Raw genomic sequence first — 18,575 nt, 5'->3', positions numbered from 1 at the left:
GCTGTGCTCTGACGACCTACACTCAAACGTCTCGGCGGTAGTGGCTTGGCTCCAAGGAGGCAGCTCGATGCTCAGCCTGTTTGCTGTGAGAGGAAACCTCTGCGCTTTTCTAACGGCTATCCCATGGGCGATCGTGGTGCTGGGCGCGGGCTGCGGCGGCGACGAAGACAGCGCTGCAGACGCCGCTGCTGCAGACGCTGGAGGCATGGGCGGCGGTGGCGGAGACGGCGCTGCCGGGGACGCTGGAGGCATGGACGGCGGTGCTGGCTCGGGCGGCGCTGCGGGCCACGATGCCGCTATGGGCCCTACAGTGGACGGCGGCACAGCCGGCATGACTCCGGGGGCGGGTGGGCTGGCGGGCCTGCCGGGCTCTCCAGGAGGCAGTCCCAACGACTGCGGCGGGCTGAACTGCCCCGATCCAAGTATCGAAGGGCTAGCCGCCTGTTGCCGGATCGACATGACGTGCGGTGTTCGCAGTGTCGTGGGCATCGCATGCGTGGATATGTCGGAGGTCGAGCCGAAGTGTGCGCAGGATCTGGGACCGGGTCCGGGGTGCTGTTTACCCAAGGACACGTGCGGGTTCGTTGGGTACGACGAAAGGTGCACGGCGGCGCAGCCCGTTCCCGGCCTTCCCTCGTTCGGCACCGAGCAGCGTTGCGACGGCAAATACTATTGCAGGATGAACGCCTGCGCCGACCCGAGCGGCCTCGCATCGCCCTGTTGTCTGCCGAACGGCAGCTGCGGAGTTAGCACGGGTCCTGGGGTTCCCCCTCCGCTCGGAGGTGAGCCCGATTATTCGCCCACCGGTTGCATGGAGCCGGCCCTTCTGGACGAAAACTGCCGCGGCGGATGCTGCACCAACGAAGGCTACTGCGGCCGACCGTCACTCGACGGAACACAATGCCTTCTCGACGCAACGTTACAGTACTCCACAGACTGCATGGGCGAGCTACGACCGTTTACTTGTGGCGGCGTGGTATGCCCGGAAAGGCCACCTAATCCCCTGCGTTACCCTCGACCGCGCTGTTGCACGGCGACCGGTGCGTGCGGGCTCTTCATCAGCGGAGCTTGCATCGATTCCAGCATTCTAGATCCAGACTGCCCAGACCAGACCCAGGCCGTGGGCTGCTGCGCGGAGATGAATAGGTGTGGGGTCTGGGATGGCGCCAACAAGAGCTGCCTCGCGTCCCCCAGCTTGTCGGGCCTGCCTTCGCTTGACTGCGACGGGAACATCGTTCTCACGTGTGGCGCAACAACCTGCACGGGCGCCGGCTCGGCGCCGTTTCCGCCCTGCTGCACCCCCAGCAGCGGCTGCGGCGCGCTGCTGCCCAGCTCGCTCACGCTATGCGTGGACAAAATGCTGATCGCGGCGGATTGCCCGGGCGATGCGATCAGTCCGGTCGGCTGCTGCACTGCGACGGGAGTGTGCGGCACGTTCAACGCCAACGGTGACTGTGCGGCTGGCTCGGACCCGATGGCAAGCTGCACTCCATCGCCTTAGGAGGCGCCTAGCCGGCCTCCGCATCGGGCCTCGGCCTCGGTCCCACGATGGCACCCCAAAAACGCCAGCTTCGGACCGACGCCCGCCTATCCCGCCCCCGTTTTAAACCTCCCCTGCTCTTGCACCAGCATGTAACTGGCCTCTTTGGAGGCTACTCGGAGCGCAGTGCGGTGTAGAGCTGGTCGAGGGTGACGGTTGCAGCCAGGCTGAGCTGGGAGAAGCGATTCACAAAAGGGTTGCGGCGGCTTCCGTCCGGCTTCAGTTGACTGTCACCCATGGGTGGAGATCCGAACGCGAGCGTCAGCATCACCCAAGCGGCGGCCATGTAGGTGGTCGACACCGAGAAGCTAGTTGCGTTGCGCCAGTGGGTCCGGCTTTGATCGGACAGGATCACATCGCCTGCAAGTGTGGGAACGCTGGCGTCTGAAAGCCCGTACCCGAGCGCCCATATCCACGAGAAGCCACCGGACACGATCCACCCGGGCATGAGCATCACCTGGGAGCCAACGCCGCTGACGAAAACGTCTCGAATGCTGCTGGGACCGAGGGCTTGATCGCACGAGCGCTGCAAGGGGAGCCCCACCGGGGTTGCGAGTGAGCAGGGATACTCCAGTCGGGGATCGACCGAAGCGACGTTCGACCTTGCCCACCAGCGGGAGTAGGCGCCCATCAGCTGAACAACGAGACCCTCGGCCACGCCCTTGATCGATTTCGTGAGCGCAGCCCGCAGTCCCGTCGCCATGACACGCTTGCGGGCGCGGCTCGCGATCGATAGCGGCAACAGCAAACGGGCGCCCACGCCGATGATCACTCCGTGCAGCGTCTCGAGATTGGCCTCCACCAAGTCGATGGTCGTGTCGCCGAGCAGCAGCTGGCGCTTCTTGGTGGCCGCTTCCGATGGTGTAAGCTCGAGTGCCATCCCCTGATTCAGGCGCACGCTCAGCGTATCGGTGAAGTTCCAGCGCGGGAACAGAGCGTAGCTTTGCCAATAGGTGGGATTGTAGGAAAGCTGCGCGCCTTTAAGTAGCGTGTAGGCGGATACCGAGTGTGAGGTCGAAAGAAACGTGTTGCGCCAAGGTAATGGCTCGCCCACGGGCATGTAGCGACCTGTGGTGGGGTCGAAGCGCATGGTTTGACCCGGCTTCGACGCTGCTTTCGATGCAGGCGAGGTGGGCCTGGTGGTGTCCTGCTTCGACGCCGCACGCGCTCGGACCTTCTCGACAGAAGTCCCCGTGCTCGCCGGAGCCGCGAGCTGCGATGCCCTGCTTGCGGCCGCCGCACCCCACGAGCCCAGGGGATGGCCGTGGCCGGTCGCGTGCCCTTGGCGCGGCTTGGCTGTAGCTGACCCGCGCTCCGGCGCATCTTCCACAGATGGAGAGCGCTGCCGGGGCTCGTCTTGAGTCGCGCCTGGCGGTGCAAGGCGTCGCGCTTCGCTCGCAGGCTCGGGGGCTTCGCCGGCGGGCGGCTGCTGTGCCAGCGCGCCGGAACCGATCGCAAGCTGGATCGCTGCTACCGGCACGCCAATCGGTTTCAATCGCATCCGTTCACGACCACTGCGCTCGCACGCCATACGTGTGTTGCAGACCCCGGCGCACCAGGGCGATGTGGCACGATAGCATGCAACCGGGCGCCCGCTGCACGTCAACCGTTGCGAGAGGCACTTGGCCTATCCCCGCACATGTCGTAGACCAGGGTACATTCGTGGTGCTCGCTCATGTTGGATTGGTTGTGCTCGCTCATGCAGGGACGCTCAATGTTAGTCTGCATGTATTAAGTCCGTAGCCGATGTCAATTGACCGCCCCCCATTTTCTGGAAAAAGTTGAAAGATTGAAGTTAACACACGGCTGAGTGTCTGCTAGACTTCTAGTTAGTTGGCAGGTGGCGCGTTGGGGTAGCTTGCGATGCCTGGCTTGTTGACTGCAATCGCTGATGTAGTTGACGCCGCGAGGGTGGTGGATGGCAGGAACATTCCTGGTTGTCGAAGACGACGTGCAGCTGGCAGGCGCGTTGCGGCGAACGCTGCAGCAATACCGGCCTGTTCATGTCTCGGCCACGATTCGAGACGCGCGCGACGCCTTGAGGCGGCGTCGTAACTGGGTCGGTGCGGTCTTGGACATATCGCTTCCCGACGGTTCGGGGGTGGAGTTTCTGCAGGAGCTGCGCCGTCTCTGGCCCAATCTGCCTGTCATGATGCTGACGGGACACCTCGAGCGCGACTACCTCAATCGGGCCCAGGCGCTTGGCGCCGAATACGTCTGCAAGCCCGCGGGGCGGGACAATCTGATACCTTTTGTGAAGCGCGCTGTGATCGAGAACCAGGACGCAGAGGCGCTGGTGGCGTCCTACGTGCATGAGTACGCGGAACGCATGCACTTGAGCCCCCGAGAAACGCAGCTCTTGTCGTTGTCCGTGCGCGGCTTGAGCCGCGGCGCCGCCGCCCAGGAGCTCGGGACGGCGGAGAACACGGTGAAGGCGCAAACACGGACGCTCCTGCGCAAGACCGGCGCACGAACCTACGCGGCGTTGGGCAACAAGCTGCTGCGAGAGGCTGTCGACCGTAGCTGCAGGCCCCTTCGTTCGTAGGTACTCTGTCGAGGACGAAAGCCGGCCCGGCGCACTTCTGGACAGGAACGGCGGCTTGACGCCGTCGATTGGCGGGAGCAGGCTCCTCGCCGATGCGCGTCCGTGGGAGCGAATACGGCACAAGGACCCTGGCCGTGCACGCGGGGGGACTCGAGCACAACCCGGCAGGCGCGATTGCGATGCCGATATTTCGGAGCTCGACCTACGAGCTCGGTGGGGCTGCCGGCTACGACGATATCGTCTACGGTCGGCTCAACAACACACCCAACCACCGGGTGCTGGCGGGCAAGCTGGCGGCGCTCGAGCGAGCCGAAGCCGCATTGGCAACCGCGTCCGGAATGGCTGCGGTGGCGACAGCGCTCCTTAGCCACCTACGAAGTGGCGACCACCTGATAGCTCAGGAGCAGCTCTACGGCGGCACACGGGCGTTGCTCGGCGAGCTTGCAAGCCGTCATGGCATTGAAACTTCGTTTGTCGCGGACATGCAACCGCGCGCGTGGCGGGCAGCGCTGCGGGCGCGCACAAAGGTCTTCTACGTTGAAGCGATCAGCAACCCGTTGGTTCAGGTCGCGCCCTTGGATGAGGTGGTGCGTTTCGCACGCGAGCATGAGCTGGTGTCGATCATCGACAATACGTTCGCGACCCCCATCAACTTCCAGCCGATCCCCTTCGGTTTTGATCTTGTGGTCCACAGTGCGACAAAGTACCTGAATGGCCACACCGACGTCGTGGCCGGGGTCGTGGCTGGAGCTGTCCCTCGTGTGCAGCGCGCTCGGCATCTGTTGAATCTGGTGGGTGCCTGCCTCGACCCGCATGCGTGTTTCTTGCTGCAGCGCGGCCTCATGACCCTGCCTCTGCGGGTCCCAGTCCAAAACAGCAGCGCCCTTGCCCTCGCGCGCACCCTCGGCGAGCATCCCGAGGTCGAAGCCGTGCACTACCCCGGGCTGGCGGATCATGGCTCGCACGATCGTGCGCGAGCTTGGTTCAAGGCCGGTTTCGGGGCGGTGGTCTCCTTCGTTCCAAGGGGAGGCCTGGAGGCGGCCGAAGCAGCCCTGAAGCGACTCAAGTTAGCCCGAGTCGCGCCCAGTTTGGGGGGGGTCGAGACCCTGGTCTGTAGACCAGCCAACACGTCGCACGCGGCGCTTGCTGCCGACGTGCGGCGACGCATGGGTGTGAGCGACGGGCTGGTTCGCGTATCCATAGGCATCGAAGATCCGGACGACCTGGTCGCCGATTTCTCCGCCGCCCTCGGCCCTTAGGGCCCGCGGAAGAATGACTCATCCATTTCGCCGGTTCTGACCACCACTGGCGATGTTGCTCCTCATCGAAGTATCCCCAATACTCCTCGTCGTCGCGCCTCGCCAGCGGCGCCCAGTCCTCACCGAAACACACGAGTTATTCTTCCGCGGGCCCTTAGTCCGGCCCATGCGTAGCGCGGTTGCGAAAGTGAGCGAATAGCTGATACGCGGCGCACGCGAGTACGACAACGGGCAGGTGGCTGCCAAGTCCGTGGCTGAACCGCGAGGACGGGCAGCCGGCTTCCAGCACCAGGTCGCCCGCGAGCCCTGCTGCAACCGCGGCGAACCAGCCTGTGCGCGCGCTGCCCCGATCGAGCGCGCGCGTGAGCAGGTAACACGCTGCAGCGACGCTCAAGCCCAAGCCGAAACAGTGCAGCGGGTCGGCCGGCCCTGAGACGGTACGGGCCCCGGGAACCACGCAGGCCACAAGGGCGGCGCAAAACGCGCAAAGCCCTGCGCCGAGCGTGACGCGACCCGAAAGCTGAGGCAGATGCATCGGGCGCAGCGCGGCGACTACGGTGCCCGACCATACGAGAAAGCAAAGCAACAGCACCAAGGCGGTTTCCGGGTTGGCGGGCGGCCAGCGCGAGCCAAGCAGCGCGCTTGTCCCGATCACTACCCCGCCGGCAAGCGACAGCGCCAGGCAAGACCGCAAGCGCGTGGAACGGGTACGTAGCCACTCGAGGCGTCCAGCGTCTCGGCGCTGGATTTGGCCACGCAGGCTATGGTAGAGCGCGTCGAGGTCGAGCTGTTCCCCAGGCTCGACCTCGCTGGCTAGCGCCTCGTCGTCGTCGTCGCGCCCTCCGTTTTCGTTGAGTTTTGCCTGCATGGCGCCCTACAACTACTACGCGTAAAGCGTCGAGGGATTACAGCTGCGCCTCGAGCGCCTGGCGCAGGCGGCGATAGCCGCGATGGGCGCGCACGCGTACCGCTCCCGTCTTGGCGCCCACGATTCTTGCGATTTCTTCGTAGCGAAGCTCGCCGAAAAAGTGTAGCTCGATCACTTCGCGCTGCGGATCGGGCAGCTGCGCCAAGGCGGCGCGTAGCCGCGCAGCCCGCTCCCGTTGCTCCAGCGCGGCACCGGGGTCGCTCGGCGTCCTGGCTGCAAGGTTCGGCTCCAGGCCGATCTCGCCGCGGCGGCCTCGGCGACGGTAGTGTTCCCGTACCAGGTTCATGGCGATGGTGAACAACCAGGGCCTCACTCGCGAGTCGGTGCGAAAATCCCGCCGGGCTCGGTGCAGATGCAACAGCGCGTGCTGCACGACGTCCTGGGCATCCACGGCAGACGGCAGGCGCCGGCGCACCAGGGCATAAAGCGCGGGGGCGTAGCGGTCAAACAGGGCGCGGAAAGCTCTGTCGTCGCCGCGCACGTAGGCGGCCATCAGCTGCTCATCGCTCGGTTGTCGGCGCATTTGCGGGACATGCCGCGTGTCGCAGTGCAGAAAAATGCGCAGTCAAGACGCGGCCCTTGGGTGTTGCGGTTCTGCGGTCCGTCAGTATGGTTGTCACCGCCTCGAACCGGACTTCGTGGTGATAATGGTCGCCTTGCCTGTGTCCGCGGCCGGTGTTGTGCGAGCTCTAGCTTGCAAGTCGTACGAGGAGCAGATTCGTTTCACGAAGGCGTTCCCCCCGATAGCATGGGCGGCAGGCCAGAGGACAGCAGATGACCAACGCGATCGATTCCGAAGGGAAGCCGAACCAGCAACCTGATCGCACCACCGACACCCCGGATGAGCGACCGGGCGCGGCTGAAGCGCCGGGCACGGCTAGCTCGCCGGTGGAGGACGGGGCGCCGGGCGACACCATGAGCGGCTCCGCGCTCGAGATAGAGGATCTGGCCGACGAATTGGTCGAGGAGGTGGACAGTGCGCTAGACGAGGTCTCTGCGGCCGTGGGCTCTGCTCCCCCCGCACCAGGCTCGCTGCCGCCGCCGCTTCCCCCGGGCTCGCTGCCGCCGCCTGCTGGCTCGCTTCCCCCGCCGCCGCCCGCCGGCTCGCTGCCGCCGCCGCTTCCCCCGGGCTCGCTTCCCCCTCCGCCCCCACCGAGCTCCCTGCCACCGCGTCCGGCGCCGAGCTCTCGGGTCGCCCCGGCGCCTGTGCCGGCCGAGCAGTCCAGGAATACGGTTGCAGAGGGTGGAACGCGCCGGAGCGACCCGGCGCCGGCTTCAGCTCGCCAGCCGGACGAGACCGAGCCGTCCCTGGCCGCTGCCGATCCCGCTCGGCCGCCGGCCCCGCTGGGCTCGGCTTCACCCGGCCATGGAACTGAAGAGGCGAGCACTGGGGAGGCGCCGGAAGGCAGGCTCGAGGCCTCGCCGCCTGATGCGGATGCCGCGCAGCGGCCAAACGTGCTGGGCAACATCACGGAGGCGGCCATAGCGGAGTACGTACAGGAAGCGAGCGGGCTCATCGCCTCGTGGCAGACCGAGCTCGCTGGTGAGGCCGATTCGCGCCGGGCCGCGCGCCTGCACTACGAGCTGGGCCGACTGCTCGAGCACCCGTTGCAGGATTTCAATGCCGCCGCCGAGCACTACCAGGAAGCCCTGCTGGCCATGCCCAGTCATCTGCCGTCGCTGCGCGGGGCGCGTCGAGCGCTGCTGAGCAGCGGCAACCTCGAAGCGGCCGTGGCCCTGTTCGACACAGAGATCCGCGCTGTATCCGATCCGCGCCAAGAGGCGGTGCTCTACTACCAGAAGGGCCGCCTGCTGGAAGATCAACTGGGTCGCTTGCAAGAGGCGGAGCAGGCCTATCGTTCGGCGCGCCAGCTGGACGGCGATAACCCGACGCTGCTCAAGGCCATCGAGCAAATCGAGCTCAAGGGACAGGCCTGGGACAGCCTAGCGAACACCTACGAGCACCTCGCTCGCGCCGTTGGTGCCGACTCCCAGTATCGGTCCGCCTTGACGATCGAACGAGCGCATCTGATCGGAAACCACCAGAGCAACACCCAACAGGTCGTCGAACTGTTGGAGACGTCTATCGAGTTGGAACAGGATTCGACGTCGGCGCTGACCGCGCTCAAGCAGCTGCACCAGGAGCACGACAACTGGCGGGAGCTCATCCCCGTGCTGGAACAGGAGATCGCGCGCAGCACGGATCCGGTGCTGCGAACGGTGCATCGCTATCGCCTGGCTCGCATGTACGCCGATCGCTTGGGCCGCCGAGTGGAAGCGCTATCCACACTCGAGGCAGCCCTGGCGGACACCCCGGATGAGCAGCTGATCTTGCGCGAGCTGGCACAGCAGTACGAGAAGCAGGGCGCGCACGCCAACCTCACCGACGCGCTTGCACGCTGGGCGAACACCACCAGCGACCCGCAAGAACGCATGCGCCTCTTCGACCGGCTCGGTCGCATTAGCGAAGAGGAGTTGGGCGATTCCGAAGGAGCAGCCTCGTATTACCAAGCCGCGCTCGAGATCGATCCCCGCTACTTGCCTTCACGACAAGCACTGGAGCGGCTGCATGAGCGGCGGGGCAACTGGCAAGCACTGCTGGCGATGCGATTGGCCGCGGCAGAGGCGCACGCCGACCCGAGTGCCAGATCCCAGGTCCTCACGGAGGTTGCAGAGCTCTACGAAACGCGCCTCGGACAGCCGGACAAGGCGGCCGAATGCCACGAGCGCGCCCTGACGTTGAGGCCCACGCAGGTCGCATCGCTGCGGGCACTGGAACGACTGCACTGGAATGCTCGGCGTTTTGGCGATTTGGCCGAGCTTTATGTCAGGCTCGTCGAACAGGAGACCGACGAGCAAGCGAAGGCTGCCCTGTTGCTTTCCTTGGGTAGCCTGCAGCAGAACGTGCTCACCGATCCAGGGAGCGCAGCAGACACCTACGAGCGGGCACTCGCTTTGCCGCCGACGCCGCTCGCAGCGCTGCACGGGCTGCAGCGAGCTCACGCGGCCGCAGGCCGCTACGCCCAGCTGATCGCCGCGATCGATCGCCAGATCGAGTTGATTACCGATCAGGCGACCCGAGCCGAGCTGATGCATGAAGCCGCAATGCTGCTCGACACGCGCTTGGCCGATCGTGAAGCAGCCACCGAGCGTCTGTTGCGGGTGATCGAGCTCGACCCCGAGCACGAACCGACCTTGCGAGCGCTGGCGCGGCTGTACGAGCGGGAAGACAACTGGCCGCAGCTGCTCGCTATTTGGGAGCGCAGGATCGCTTGCACCGATGAGGACGAGACAAAGGGGCTATTGCTGTGCATGGCGGAAACAGCTCGCAAGCACACCAGCACGGACGACGCGCTCGCCTGCTACCAGCGTTTGCTGGAGCGCGATCCGGACAACGGCGACGCACTGACCGGCCTCGCCAGGATACTTCGTGACCGATGCGAGTGGAGCGAGCTTGTCGCCATCCTGGAGCGGCAAGTGAAGACGCTTTCGGATCCGCGCAGCCGAGCCCTGGCGTGGTTCGACATCGCCGAGATTCATGAAGAGCACCTCGGCGATCAAGCGCAGGCCGTTGAAGCGTATCGTAAGAGCACCGATGCAGTGGCGGGCTACCGGCCCTCACTTGACGCCTTGGAGCGCCTGCACACGAGGGCGAAGAATTGGCGTGCGCTCGCGGACGATGTCAGGCAGCTGGCGGGTCACGCAGCGGATCCCTCGCGCAAGATCGCTCGCCTGGCGCAAGAGGGCCGGCTGTGGATGGACAAGCTGGACGACATGGCGGCCGCGATCCGTTGCTTCGAGGCCGTGCTCGAACACCAGCCTGATCAGCTCCATGCACTGGTGGTGCTTGAGACTCTCTATCACCGCGCCGGACTGCGGGCTCCCCTCGTCGCTGTCTACAAGAGCCTGCACCGGCAGCTCGTCACGCCGGCAGCGCGCTGCGCCTCGTTGCGCGAGCTCGCCCGCTTGGCGTCCGAGCAAGCAGGGGATGTGGCCGCAGCGCAGGCCGACTACCAACAAATCCTGCGTGACGCCCCGGACGATTTCGATGCTCTGCTGACGCTCGAGGCACTGGCGATCCAGAGCCGTGATATTCAGACATTGTATGCCGTTGATGCCCAGCTGCTGGATCAGTGCGACGACGAGGCTCTGCGCAGCACGTACCTGACCCGTCTGGCGGAAAGCCTCGAGGTCGCAGGCGAGCCCTCAGCGCTCGAAGCCTATCGCAGCGTCGCCGAGCAGGACGTGGACAACCTCGCCGCCATTCACGGCTTGAGGCGGGTCGCCGAGCTACTGGATGCACCTTTGGTGGTGGTCGAGGCTGCCCAGCGACAGGCCGCGATGTTGAAGGACCCGGAGGCCGCGAGCGCGGCTCTGCTTCGCAGTGGCAGCGTCCGACAGAACCGCCTGAACGACCCTGCCGGTGCCGCTCAAGACTTTCAACGCGTACTCGAGTTGAACGTGCAAAACGAGGAGGCCGCCGAGCGTTTGGTCGGAGCTCTAGGATCGGTCAACGAGTTTGGGCTCTTGATCGATCTGCTTTCGAAAGCGGCAAGCACGCCCAGCACGCCGGAAACGCAGACCAGGCTTTGGCGTACGATAGCCCGGGTCCAGGCGGAGCAGCTCGGGTTGCTGCCGGAGGCGATCGAGTCGGTCAGGCGCGGTCTAGCCGCAGCGCCGCAGGACACCGAAACAGCGCTGCATCTCGTTGACCTGTTCTTGGTGGACGAGCGCTACGCCGACGCCGCGCTGGCGCTTCGCGAAGCGACCCGCACGCTGGCAGATGACCCGCAGCGGCTCAAGGATGTTCATCTGCGGCTTGCGAGACTGTACCAAGAGGAGCTCGACGATCCCATCCGTGCGGAAAACAGCTACAGGCAGGTGCTGGAGCTCGATGAGCGCGACCCCGAGGCGCTGGGAAGCCTCATGCTGCTGTGCTCCTACAGTGGCCGCTGGGACGAGGCGGCAGACCTGTCCAGGCGGCTTGCCGAGTGTGCTCAGACGCCGGCCGAACGCGCGAGTGCACTGGTGCAGCTGAGCGCCCTCGAACGCCAGCGCGGCGACACAGAGCAGGGCACGCGCGCGATGGAGCGAGCGGTCGCGTTGCTCGAGGACGATCCGTCGGTCGCGCTCCCCATCAAGGAGCTGCTTCGGGAAAGCGGGGACTGGGCAGGCTACGATGACGCCCTCAGGCGGCTGATCCCGAAGACCAAGGGCCGCAAGGGTGCGCTTTTGCGAGAGCTTGCCAGCGTGGAGTTCGATGAGTTGAGGCGACCGAAGCAGGGCTTCGAGACGCTGAGAGCAGCGGTCGTGCAACAGCCGGACGACCCGGAGCTGCGCATGGAGCTTGCCGGTCGACTCAGCACGGCCGGTCAATTCGAGGAATCGGTGGGCCAGCTGCAGGAGCTGTTGCGAAGAGACGCAGGCAACGCCGAGGCGTGGCGTTGTTTGGTTCAGACCTATCGGCTCTGGGGCCACAACCGCGATGCGGTCGCGTCTGTTTGGCCCCTCGCAGTGCTTGGGGCTGCGACTCAGGCGGATCAGGCTCATCTTGCCCGGATACCTCCACGTCCTGCCCGCGCCTTGCCGGGATCTTTGGGCCCGAATCGCGTTGCGGAGCTTGCACCTGCAGTGCCTCGAGCCCAAGCTGCGGAGCACCTGTTGGCGGCGATCGCTCCGGCTCTGGGCAAGGTGTTTCCGCCGAACTTCGACGCCTTCCAGACGACCAAGCTGCCACCACGTTCCGGCCACCCGCTGCGCGCGCTTGCCGACCAGGTCGCCTCGATCCTAGGAGCGGGGCCGGTAGATGTGTACTTGGCTGCAGCGGTGCCACCGCACGGTGTCGTTCAGTTCGATAGCCGTCCCGCGATCGTGCTGCCGAAGGCTGTAACTGACCGCTCACCGGCTGGACAGGCGTTCTTGCTGGCACAGCACATCGCTCCCATCGCGCGGGGTCTACACCCGCTGAACGCGCTCGGCCCGGAGGAGATCAAGCTGCTGCTCGGAGCGGCGGCCCGGCTTGCCAGTGCAGCGTTCGGCGCCGGCGTGCTGGACGAGCAAGGACTCTCGAACCTGGGCAAGAGCTTGAGCAAGGCGCTCGGGCGGCGCGGCCGCAAGGCGGCGGAGCCCCTGGCCAGCGCCTACGTGCAGGCCCCCGAGCTCGATCTGGAGGCCTGGACGCGAGCCACACGGCTCGCCGCCACCCGGGCAGCGTTGCTCGTCGCAGACGACCTCAGGGAAAGCGTGGCTGCACAGGCGTTCGCCGAAGGTAACGACGGGCAGACCGCGGGACCGGCATTGGTGCGTAGCTCCGAGACCCTGGCCGACCTGATGCGGTTTTGGATCAGCGAGCAGGCGCAGCAGTTTCGGCACCAAGCCTACGCGCAATAGGGGTGCCTTCAGAACCTTAGTCTGCAGCCGATGATGCCAAGGTGAAAGGGCAAGCCGGCAGCAAACGCGTGCCGCCAGAGATTCCAGATCCCACACCAACCTACACCCGCCAGCACGATCGCTACCTGGTCAAATGGGGGGCGTTGATCCGCCGGGGTTTCGATGTGTCGCCCGCGCGGGTCGTCGATATCTCCGCCGGCGGGGTACGGCTGCAGTCAGCGCTGGCCTTGCAGCGCATGGACCAGGTAGTCGTGGTCTTCGAGGGTTGCCCTGGCCGTCCAGAGCTCAACGCAAGAGTGAGGCACCACGAACTGCTCAGGGGAGAGCTTGGTCTGGAGTTCATGGGGGATGCGGCTCGCAGCCATGCTCAGGCGCTCGTGCGGCACGCGGTCGCCCAGGGGGCTGTGCTGCGCGCGCTGGATCCAGAAGGACCGGCCGAGCGCTCGGCGAACGTAACCACGCCCTGAGATCCATGCCGCTCGGATCGGCCGACGCGTGCGATGTGCGGGCGGCGATCAAGCCCGCGAGCAGCCCGCGAGCTCGTTGCCTGAGCTAGGAGCTTCGGATAGGCTGGGTTGGGGCTGAGCGCGCTCGCCGGTCGTGCGGCTGAGGCGTGGGTTTCGCGATGGGCGAAGACGTGCAAGGCAGTCCCCGACGGAAGCGGATTGGAATCGCCGTTGCCCTATCGCTGATGTGTTTGTTCGTTCCGGGCTGCTTCCTTTCGCACGACGCGCCGGGGATGGCCGGCGCGGCAGGCCACCAGCCGCCGGGCGATGCCCTGCCTGGACCGTCGCGACCCATGCCTGTCGGCACCACGGCTGTGCCCGGCTTGCCCGCCGAGCGCGTCTCCTACACGGTCACGCTGCGGACCGACCCCCTTCCCTCTCAGCCAGCGGCGGAGCTCTCGATGACATGGACCGTGGAGCCGGCTCGCGACCCGCGCCAGCTGCTGGTTGCGCTGAGCGCTTATGGCGAGGCGTCGCAGGCCGTTTTCGCTTACGACCTGCGGCAAGCGCGCTGGAGCTATCGCTCGCAGCCAGTATCGAAGCCACTGTGGATACGCAGCAGGCCCGTTGGGGGCTGCTCCGAGCTGGAGGCATTGAGCTTCACCCGGCTTTGGCTGAGGTTTCCCGATGCGACGAGCTTGGAGGGCGAAGTGCAAGGCATCCTGACCCACGGGGACGGCGATGACTCGCTCGTTGGCCCGTTCAGCGGTAGCGTTCGCGGTGTGCTCGATGTCGCTCCGCCGCAGCTGTTGTCGTCCATGCCGGACGGGATGCTGAATCCCTTTGACGGGCTGCGGCTGCTCACTGACGAGGCGTTGCCTGCTGACACGGCGGTGACGTTGCAGGGCGGCCCCGAACCGATCGCGCTCGAGCCTTCTCCGGCGCATCTGCCAAGCAGTTTCCGTTTGAGCCGCCTGCCATCGTTTGGGGCGCAACTGTGGCTCGAAGTACTGCCGCAGCTGCAGGATCTGGCTGGAAACGCGGCCCGCGAGCCCTTGCCTCGATACGGTACGGCCAGGTTGCCAGGACCTTTTTCGGGTTTTGGACCGCCGCTATTGGCTCTGCTCGAGGGCTCGACCGAGATCGTCGACAGCTCGCTGGCGCCTTCCCTGGATCAGAAGCGGGCGCTGCTGTTGCCGGACGACGATGCGAGTTTTAGCGCGCGGCTGCTCGTGCCTCCGAAGGCTACCCAGCTGGTGGTCACCACGCGCGCGCTTTATCGCGACCGTGACAGCAGCGCGCCCTTGTTTCGCCTGCGGACCGGGGTCCTGGGGCAGGCGTGGTCTTCGCTCGCACTCGAGTTCGCGCCCTTTAGCGCCGGGGTCGAGACGATCGACTCGGGACTGCATCTGAGCTCGGCCCACCTAAACGCGCAACCGCTGTCTCCGGCTGCCGTGGAAACCGGCGAGGTTTACGTCCAAATCGACTTTCCGGACGATTTCTGCGGCTACGCTCCCGACCTAGCAGCGGCACTTGTCGAGTCCATCGTCGTGCATTAACGCCGGCGATTGGGGCTACCTGCGTCTGCGCCGCTCTGGCTACACCCGGTCCGAGCCGGCTACCTGGGTGGAGCGTATCCAGGCGCAGCCGTGGCGCAGGGCCTTCTTGTACTTCAAGCACGAACAATCGGGCCCATCCCTCGCGATGGAGCTGGCTCGGCTAACTCGAAGTCCAGCTAAGGCCCCCGAATAAAGGCCACCAGCGCCTCGACGGCCTCCTGCAGCGCCTGCGCGCGGGTGCGACCCGAGCGGGCTCGCGTTTTCAGCGAGTGGTCGCCGTCCTCGATCCACGCGAGCTTGATCGCCGCCGGCAGCTCATAGCCTCGGACTTGGCTTGGTGTTCCGAAGGCGTCCCGTGTGCCCTGAACGATCAGGGCTCGCGTCTTGAGCGTGTATAGATGCTCGATGCGGCCTTTTGCCGAGCGTCCCGGAGCGTGAAAGGGAAAGCCCAGGCATATCAGGCCGGCCGCCTGTACCTCATCGGCGATCAGGCTGGCCACGCGCCCGCCCATGGACTTGCCGCCGATGAACACGTGATGCTCGGGCTGGCGCGCCAAGGCAGCGAGCGCTTCAAGCCAGCACGCCTTGAGCACGGGCATCCGATCGGGCGCGCGCCGCCTTCCATCCTGCCGTCCTTTGCGCATGTAGGGAAACTCGAAACGCACCACGCGGATGCCCGCAGCGGCCACGCCCTCGGCCATGCATGTCATGAAGTCGCTGTGCATGCCTTGTCCCGCTCCGTGCGCCATGACCAAGCTGCAGCGTGCGCCGTGCGGACCGTTCGTCACCAGCTCGAGCGTGCTCGTCATCCGACAGCCCTGACCGAAAACGGGGTGTACCGCAAAGCTAGCGTTCGCCTTCCGCCACGCTCGTGACCGGCGGGCAGGTGCACGCGAGGTGGCGGTCGCCGTATGCGTTATCCACCCGCGCCACCGACGGCCAGAACTTGCGTTGCTTCAGCCAAGCCAGAGGATAGGCCGCTTGCTCGCGGCTGTAGGGATGGTCCCAGTGATCGCTTGCGAGCGCGAGCGCCGGGTGAGGCGCGTTCTTGAGCGGGTTATTCGTGCGGTCCAGCTCACCCCGCTCGATGGCGCGGATCTCTGCACGGATGGCGATCATGGCATCGCAGAAGCGATCCAGCTCGGCCTTCGATTCGCTTTCCGTGGGCTCGATCATGAGCGTGCCCGCTACCGGCCACGACATCGTTGGGGCGTGGAAGCCGAAGTCGATCAGGCGCTTGGCGATGTCTTCCACCTCGATACCCGCGCTCGCCTTGAAAGGTCGCGCGTCCAGCACGAACTCGTGCGCGACTCGTCCGTTCTTGCCCACGTAGAGGATGTCGTAATGGCTCTTCAACCGCTGCACCATATAGTTCGCGTTCAGAATCGCGACCTGGGTAGCCTTGGTCAGCCCGTCCGCTCCCATCATCGCGATGTACATCCAGGGAATAGGTAGAATCCCGGGGCTTCCGTAGGGTGCCGCCGCCACCGGACCGACAGCGTTGGCCTCGCTCGTGCGGGTCAGCGGATGACCGGGCAGGAAGCGCGAGAGGTGCGAGGCGGCTGCGATGGGGCCCATGCCCGGCCCCCCGCCACCGTGAGGGATGCAAAACGTCTTGTGCAGATTCAAGTGGCACACGTCCGCGCCGATGGTTGCCGGGGTGCATAACCCCACGAGCGCGTTGAGGTTGGCACCGTCCAAATACACCTGGCCGCCGGCAGCGTGGACGATCGAACAGATCTCTTTGATGCCCTCTTCGAACACGCCGTGGGTCGAAGGGTACGTGATCATGAGCGCTCCCAGATCGCGCTCGTGCGCTTCCGACTTGTGCCGGAGGTCGTCGATATCGATGTTCCCGCTGCTATCGCATTGAACCGCCACGACTCGATAGCCCGCTATGACGGCGCTGGCCGGATTGGTGCCGTGGGCCGAGGTTGGGATCAGGCATACGTTGCGACGCCCCTCGCCTCTGCTGAGGTGGTAGGTGCGGATAGCCAGCAAGCCGGCGTACTCTCCCTGCGAGCCCGCGTTCGGCTGCAGCGAAACCGCCGGCATGCCTGTGATGGCTGTTAGCCAGCGCTCGAGATCCTCGAGCAGCCGGGCGTAGCCGCGGCTCTGCTGCGCCGGAGCAAAGGGATGCATGTTCGCGAATTCGGGCCAGCTCACGGGCAGCATTTCCGCAGTGGCGTTCAGCTTCATGGTGCAGGAGCCGAGCGGGATCATGGATGTAGTCAGCGAGAGATCCCCGCCCTGCAGCCGGTGCATGTAGCGAAGCAGCTCATGCTCGGTGCGGTAGCTGTTGAAGGTCGGGTGCGTCAGGTAGTCGCTCGTGCGTGCGTGCAGGGCTGCGAGCGGCCCCGGCCTCTCGACCTGGGCCTCGAGCGCGGCATCGGCCGCACGCGAACGGCTCCCGCTGCCATCCGCCGCTGTGCCGGTCCTCTGGCTGAAGACATCCAGCAACTCCAGTATGTCCTGTTCGGCGTGCGTTTCGTCCAGCGACACGCCGAGCGCGGAGTCCTCGTAGAGGCGCAGGTTGATGTGCCGCGCACCGGCAGCCGCGAGCACCGCAGTGCGCTGTTCGGCGGTCAGCTTGATCTTGAGCGTATCGAAGAAGGGCGCTGCGCCGCAGTCGAGACCGAGGTTGCGAAGACCGGCGGCAAGAAGGCGTGTGAGACGATGCACTCGTTCGCCTATGGCACGCAGGCCCTCGGGACCGTGGTACACGGCGTACATCGAGGTCATGATGGCCAACAGGACCTGAGCAGTGCAGATGTTGCTGGTGGCCTTGTCACGTCGGATGTGCTGCTCACGTGTTTGCAGAGCAAGCCGAAACGCCGTTTGGCCGAGCGCGTCACGTGACACGCCCACGAGCCGGCCGGGTAGTTGGCGCCGGTAGCTTTCACGCGCCGCAATGTAGGCGGCGTGCGGCCCGCCGAAGCCCATGGGCACGCCCAGGCGCTGGGTGGAGCCCACGGCGATGTCGGCGCCGATCTCGCCCGGCGCGCGCAACAGGGTGAGCGCCAGGGGGTCGGCGGCCATCACCAGGAGCGCCCCGGAGTCGTGGGCGCGTGCGGCGAGGTCCGAGTAGTCCAAGACGCGTCCGTCCGTCGTGGGGTATTGGACGATCACTCCGCATAGCTTCTGCGCCGAGAAATCGATCTCGTCGATCGCTCCAACCCGAAGTCCGACGCCGCTGGAAGCGGCGCGCGTACCAAGCACGCCCAGGGTCTGGGGATGGCAATCCGAGCTAGCGAAGAACCCCGATTGTTTGCCACGGGCGAGGTTGCGACACATGGTCATGGCCTCAGCTGCTGCCGTGGCTTCGTCCAGCAGCGACGCGTTGGCCAGGGGCAGCTTGCACAGATCGCTCACCAGGGTCTGGAAGTTCAGCAAGGCCTCGAGTCTTCCCTGGGAGATCTCCGATTGATACGGCGTGTATTGCGTGTACCAGCCAGGATTCTCCAGGATGTTTCGCTGGATCACGGCAGGCACGATGCAGCCGTGGTAGCCCATGCCGATGAAGTTGCGGCAAACACTGTTGCGTTCGGCCAGGGCGCGCAGCGCTTCGAGCGCATCGGATTCGCTCTTGGCGGGGGGAAGCTCGAGTGCCATCTGCCCGAGCAGGGCCTCGGGCAGCGTCGAGTGCACCAGATCGTCAAGAGAAGGGCATTCGACAGCTGCCAGCAGCTGTTCGATCTCGGCCGGCGTGGAGCCGAGGTGCCGGTCCACGAAGCGTCCGTGACCAGCGGTGCCGGGCGAAGGCGGGGCGGGGTTCATGTGCGTGACTCCTCTACATCGGCGAGACTTTAACCCGCATCGGTCGCCAACTTCGAGACGAATCGGTCGAGGTAACCGTTCACGGAGGGCATCGCTTCACCGACCCGACTTCCTGGGGCCTGAACGGCTAT

Annotated in this window: 11 protein-coding genes; 6 read left to right on the top strand and 5 right to left on the bottom strand. The window is 65.7% G+C overall.

The window, feature by feature from the left end; all coding sequences use genetic code 11:
- Positions 1-67 precede the first annotated feature (67 nt).
- Positions 68-1,501 (top strand): hypothetical protein, encoded by a 1,434-nt coding sequence (locus tag MJD61_02835; GenBank protein MCG8554216.1) that lies wholly within the window; start codon positions 68-70, stop codon positions 1,499-1,501.
- A gap of 151 nt (positions 1,502-1,652) precedes the next feature.
- Here the strand turns inward: MJD61_02835 and MJD61_02830 are convergent, their stop codons facing one another.
- A complete protein-coding gene (locus tag MJD61_02830; protein MCG8554215.1) occupies positions 1,653-3,041 on the bottom strand; it encodes a hypothetical protein in 1,389 nt (462 codons plus the stop codon).
- Between the two features lie 417 nt (positions 3,042-3,458).
- Here MJD61_02830 and MJD61_02825 point away from each other — a divergent pair, with 417 nt between their 5' ends.
- Positions 3,459-4,085 carry a response regulator transcription factor gene (locus tag MJD61_02825; protein ID MCG8554214.1) on the top strand — a complete coding sequence of 209 codons (627 nt, stop codon included), beginning with the start codon at positions 3,459-3,461 and terminating at the stop codon, positions 4,083-4,085.
- Positions 4,086-4,177: 92 nt separating this feature from the next.
- The gene (locus MJD61_02820) at positions 4,178-5,344 is read left to right on the top strand and encodes a PLP-dependent aspartate aminotransferase family protein (GenBank protein MCG8554213.1); all 1,167 of its coding nucleotides are present in this window, start codon (positions 4,178-4,180) and stop codon (positions 5,342-5,344) included.
- 154 nt (positions 5,345-5,498) lie between these two features.
- On the opposite strand, the gene MJD61_02815 is transcribed toward MJD61_02820, so the two are convergent.
- Together MJD61_02815 and MJD61_02810 are read right to left on the bottom strand one after the other, a co-directional pair.
- Positions 5,499-6,212: a hypothetical protein gene (locus tag MJD61_02815; protein ID MCG8554212.1), complete on the bottom strand. Its 714-nt coding sequence runs from the start codon at positions 6,210-6,212 to the stop codon at positions 5,499-5,501.
- A 37-nt stretch (positions 6,213-6,249) separates the two neighbouring features.
- A complete protein-coding gene (locus tag MJD61_02810; GenBank protein ID MCG8554211.1) occupies positions 6,250-6,795 on the bottom strand; it encodes an RNA polymerase sigma factor in 546 nt (181 codons plus the stop codon).
- A 251-nt stretch (positions 6,796-7,046) separates the two neighbouring features.
- Here MJD61_02810 and MJD61_02805 point away from each other — a divergent pair, with 251 nt between their 5' ends.
- From MJD61_02805 to MJD61_02795, 3 genes are all read left to right on the top strand, one after another.
- Complete coding sequence (locus MJD61_02805; protein ID MCG8554210.1) at positions 7,047-12,662, top strand: tetratricopeptide repeat protein; 5,616 nt, start codon at positions 7,047-7,049, stop codon at positions 12,660-12,662.
- A 41-nt stretch (positions 12,663-12,703) separates the two neighbouring features.
- Positions 12,704-13,129, top strand: a complete 426-nt coding sequence (locus tag MJD61_02800) for a PilZ domain-containing protein (GenBank protein ID MCG8554209.1) — start codon at positions 12,704-12,706, stop codon at positions 13,127-13,129.
- A 158-nt stretch (positions 13,130-13,287) separates the two neighbouring features.
- On the top strand, positions 13,288-14,667 hold the full coding sequence (locus MJD61_02795; protein MCG8554208.1) for a hypothetical protein: 1,380 nt from the start codon (positions 13,288-13,290) through the stop codon (positions 14,665-14,667).
- A 176-nt stretch (positions 14,668-14,843) separates the two neighbouring features.
- Here the strand turns inward: MJD61_02795 and MJD61_02790 are convergent, their stop codons facing one another.
- The gene (locus MJD61_02790) at positions 14,844-15,476 is read right to left on the bottom strand and encodes an alpha/beta fold hydrolase (protein ID MCG8554207.1); all 633 of its coding nucleotides are present in this window, start codon (positions 15,474-15,476) and stop codon (positions 14,844-14,846) included.
- A gap of 37 nt (positions 15,477-15,513) precedes the next feature.
- The gene (gene gcvP, locus MJD61_02785) at positions 15,514-18,444 is read right to left on the bottom strand and encodes an aminomethyl-transferring glycine dehydrogenase (GenBank protein MCG8554206.1); all 2,931 of its coding nucleotides are present in this window, start codon (positions 18,442-18,444) and stop codon (positions 15,514-15,516) included.
- Positions 18,445-18,575 lie beyond the last annotated feature (131 nt).

The sequence above is a fragment of the Pseudomonadota bacterium genome (assembly GCA_022361155.1).
Lineage (GTDB): Bacteria > Myxococcota_A > Polyangia > Polyangiales > JAKSBK01 > JAKSBK01.
The sequence above is the reverse complement of the archived record's forward strand: the minus strand, read 5'-3'. Positions and strand labels throughout refer to the sequence as shown.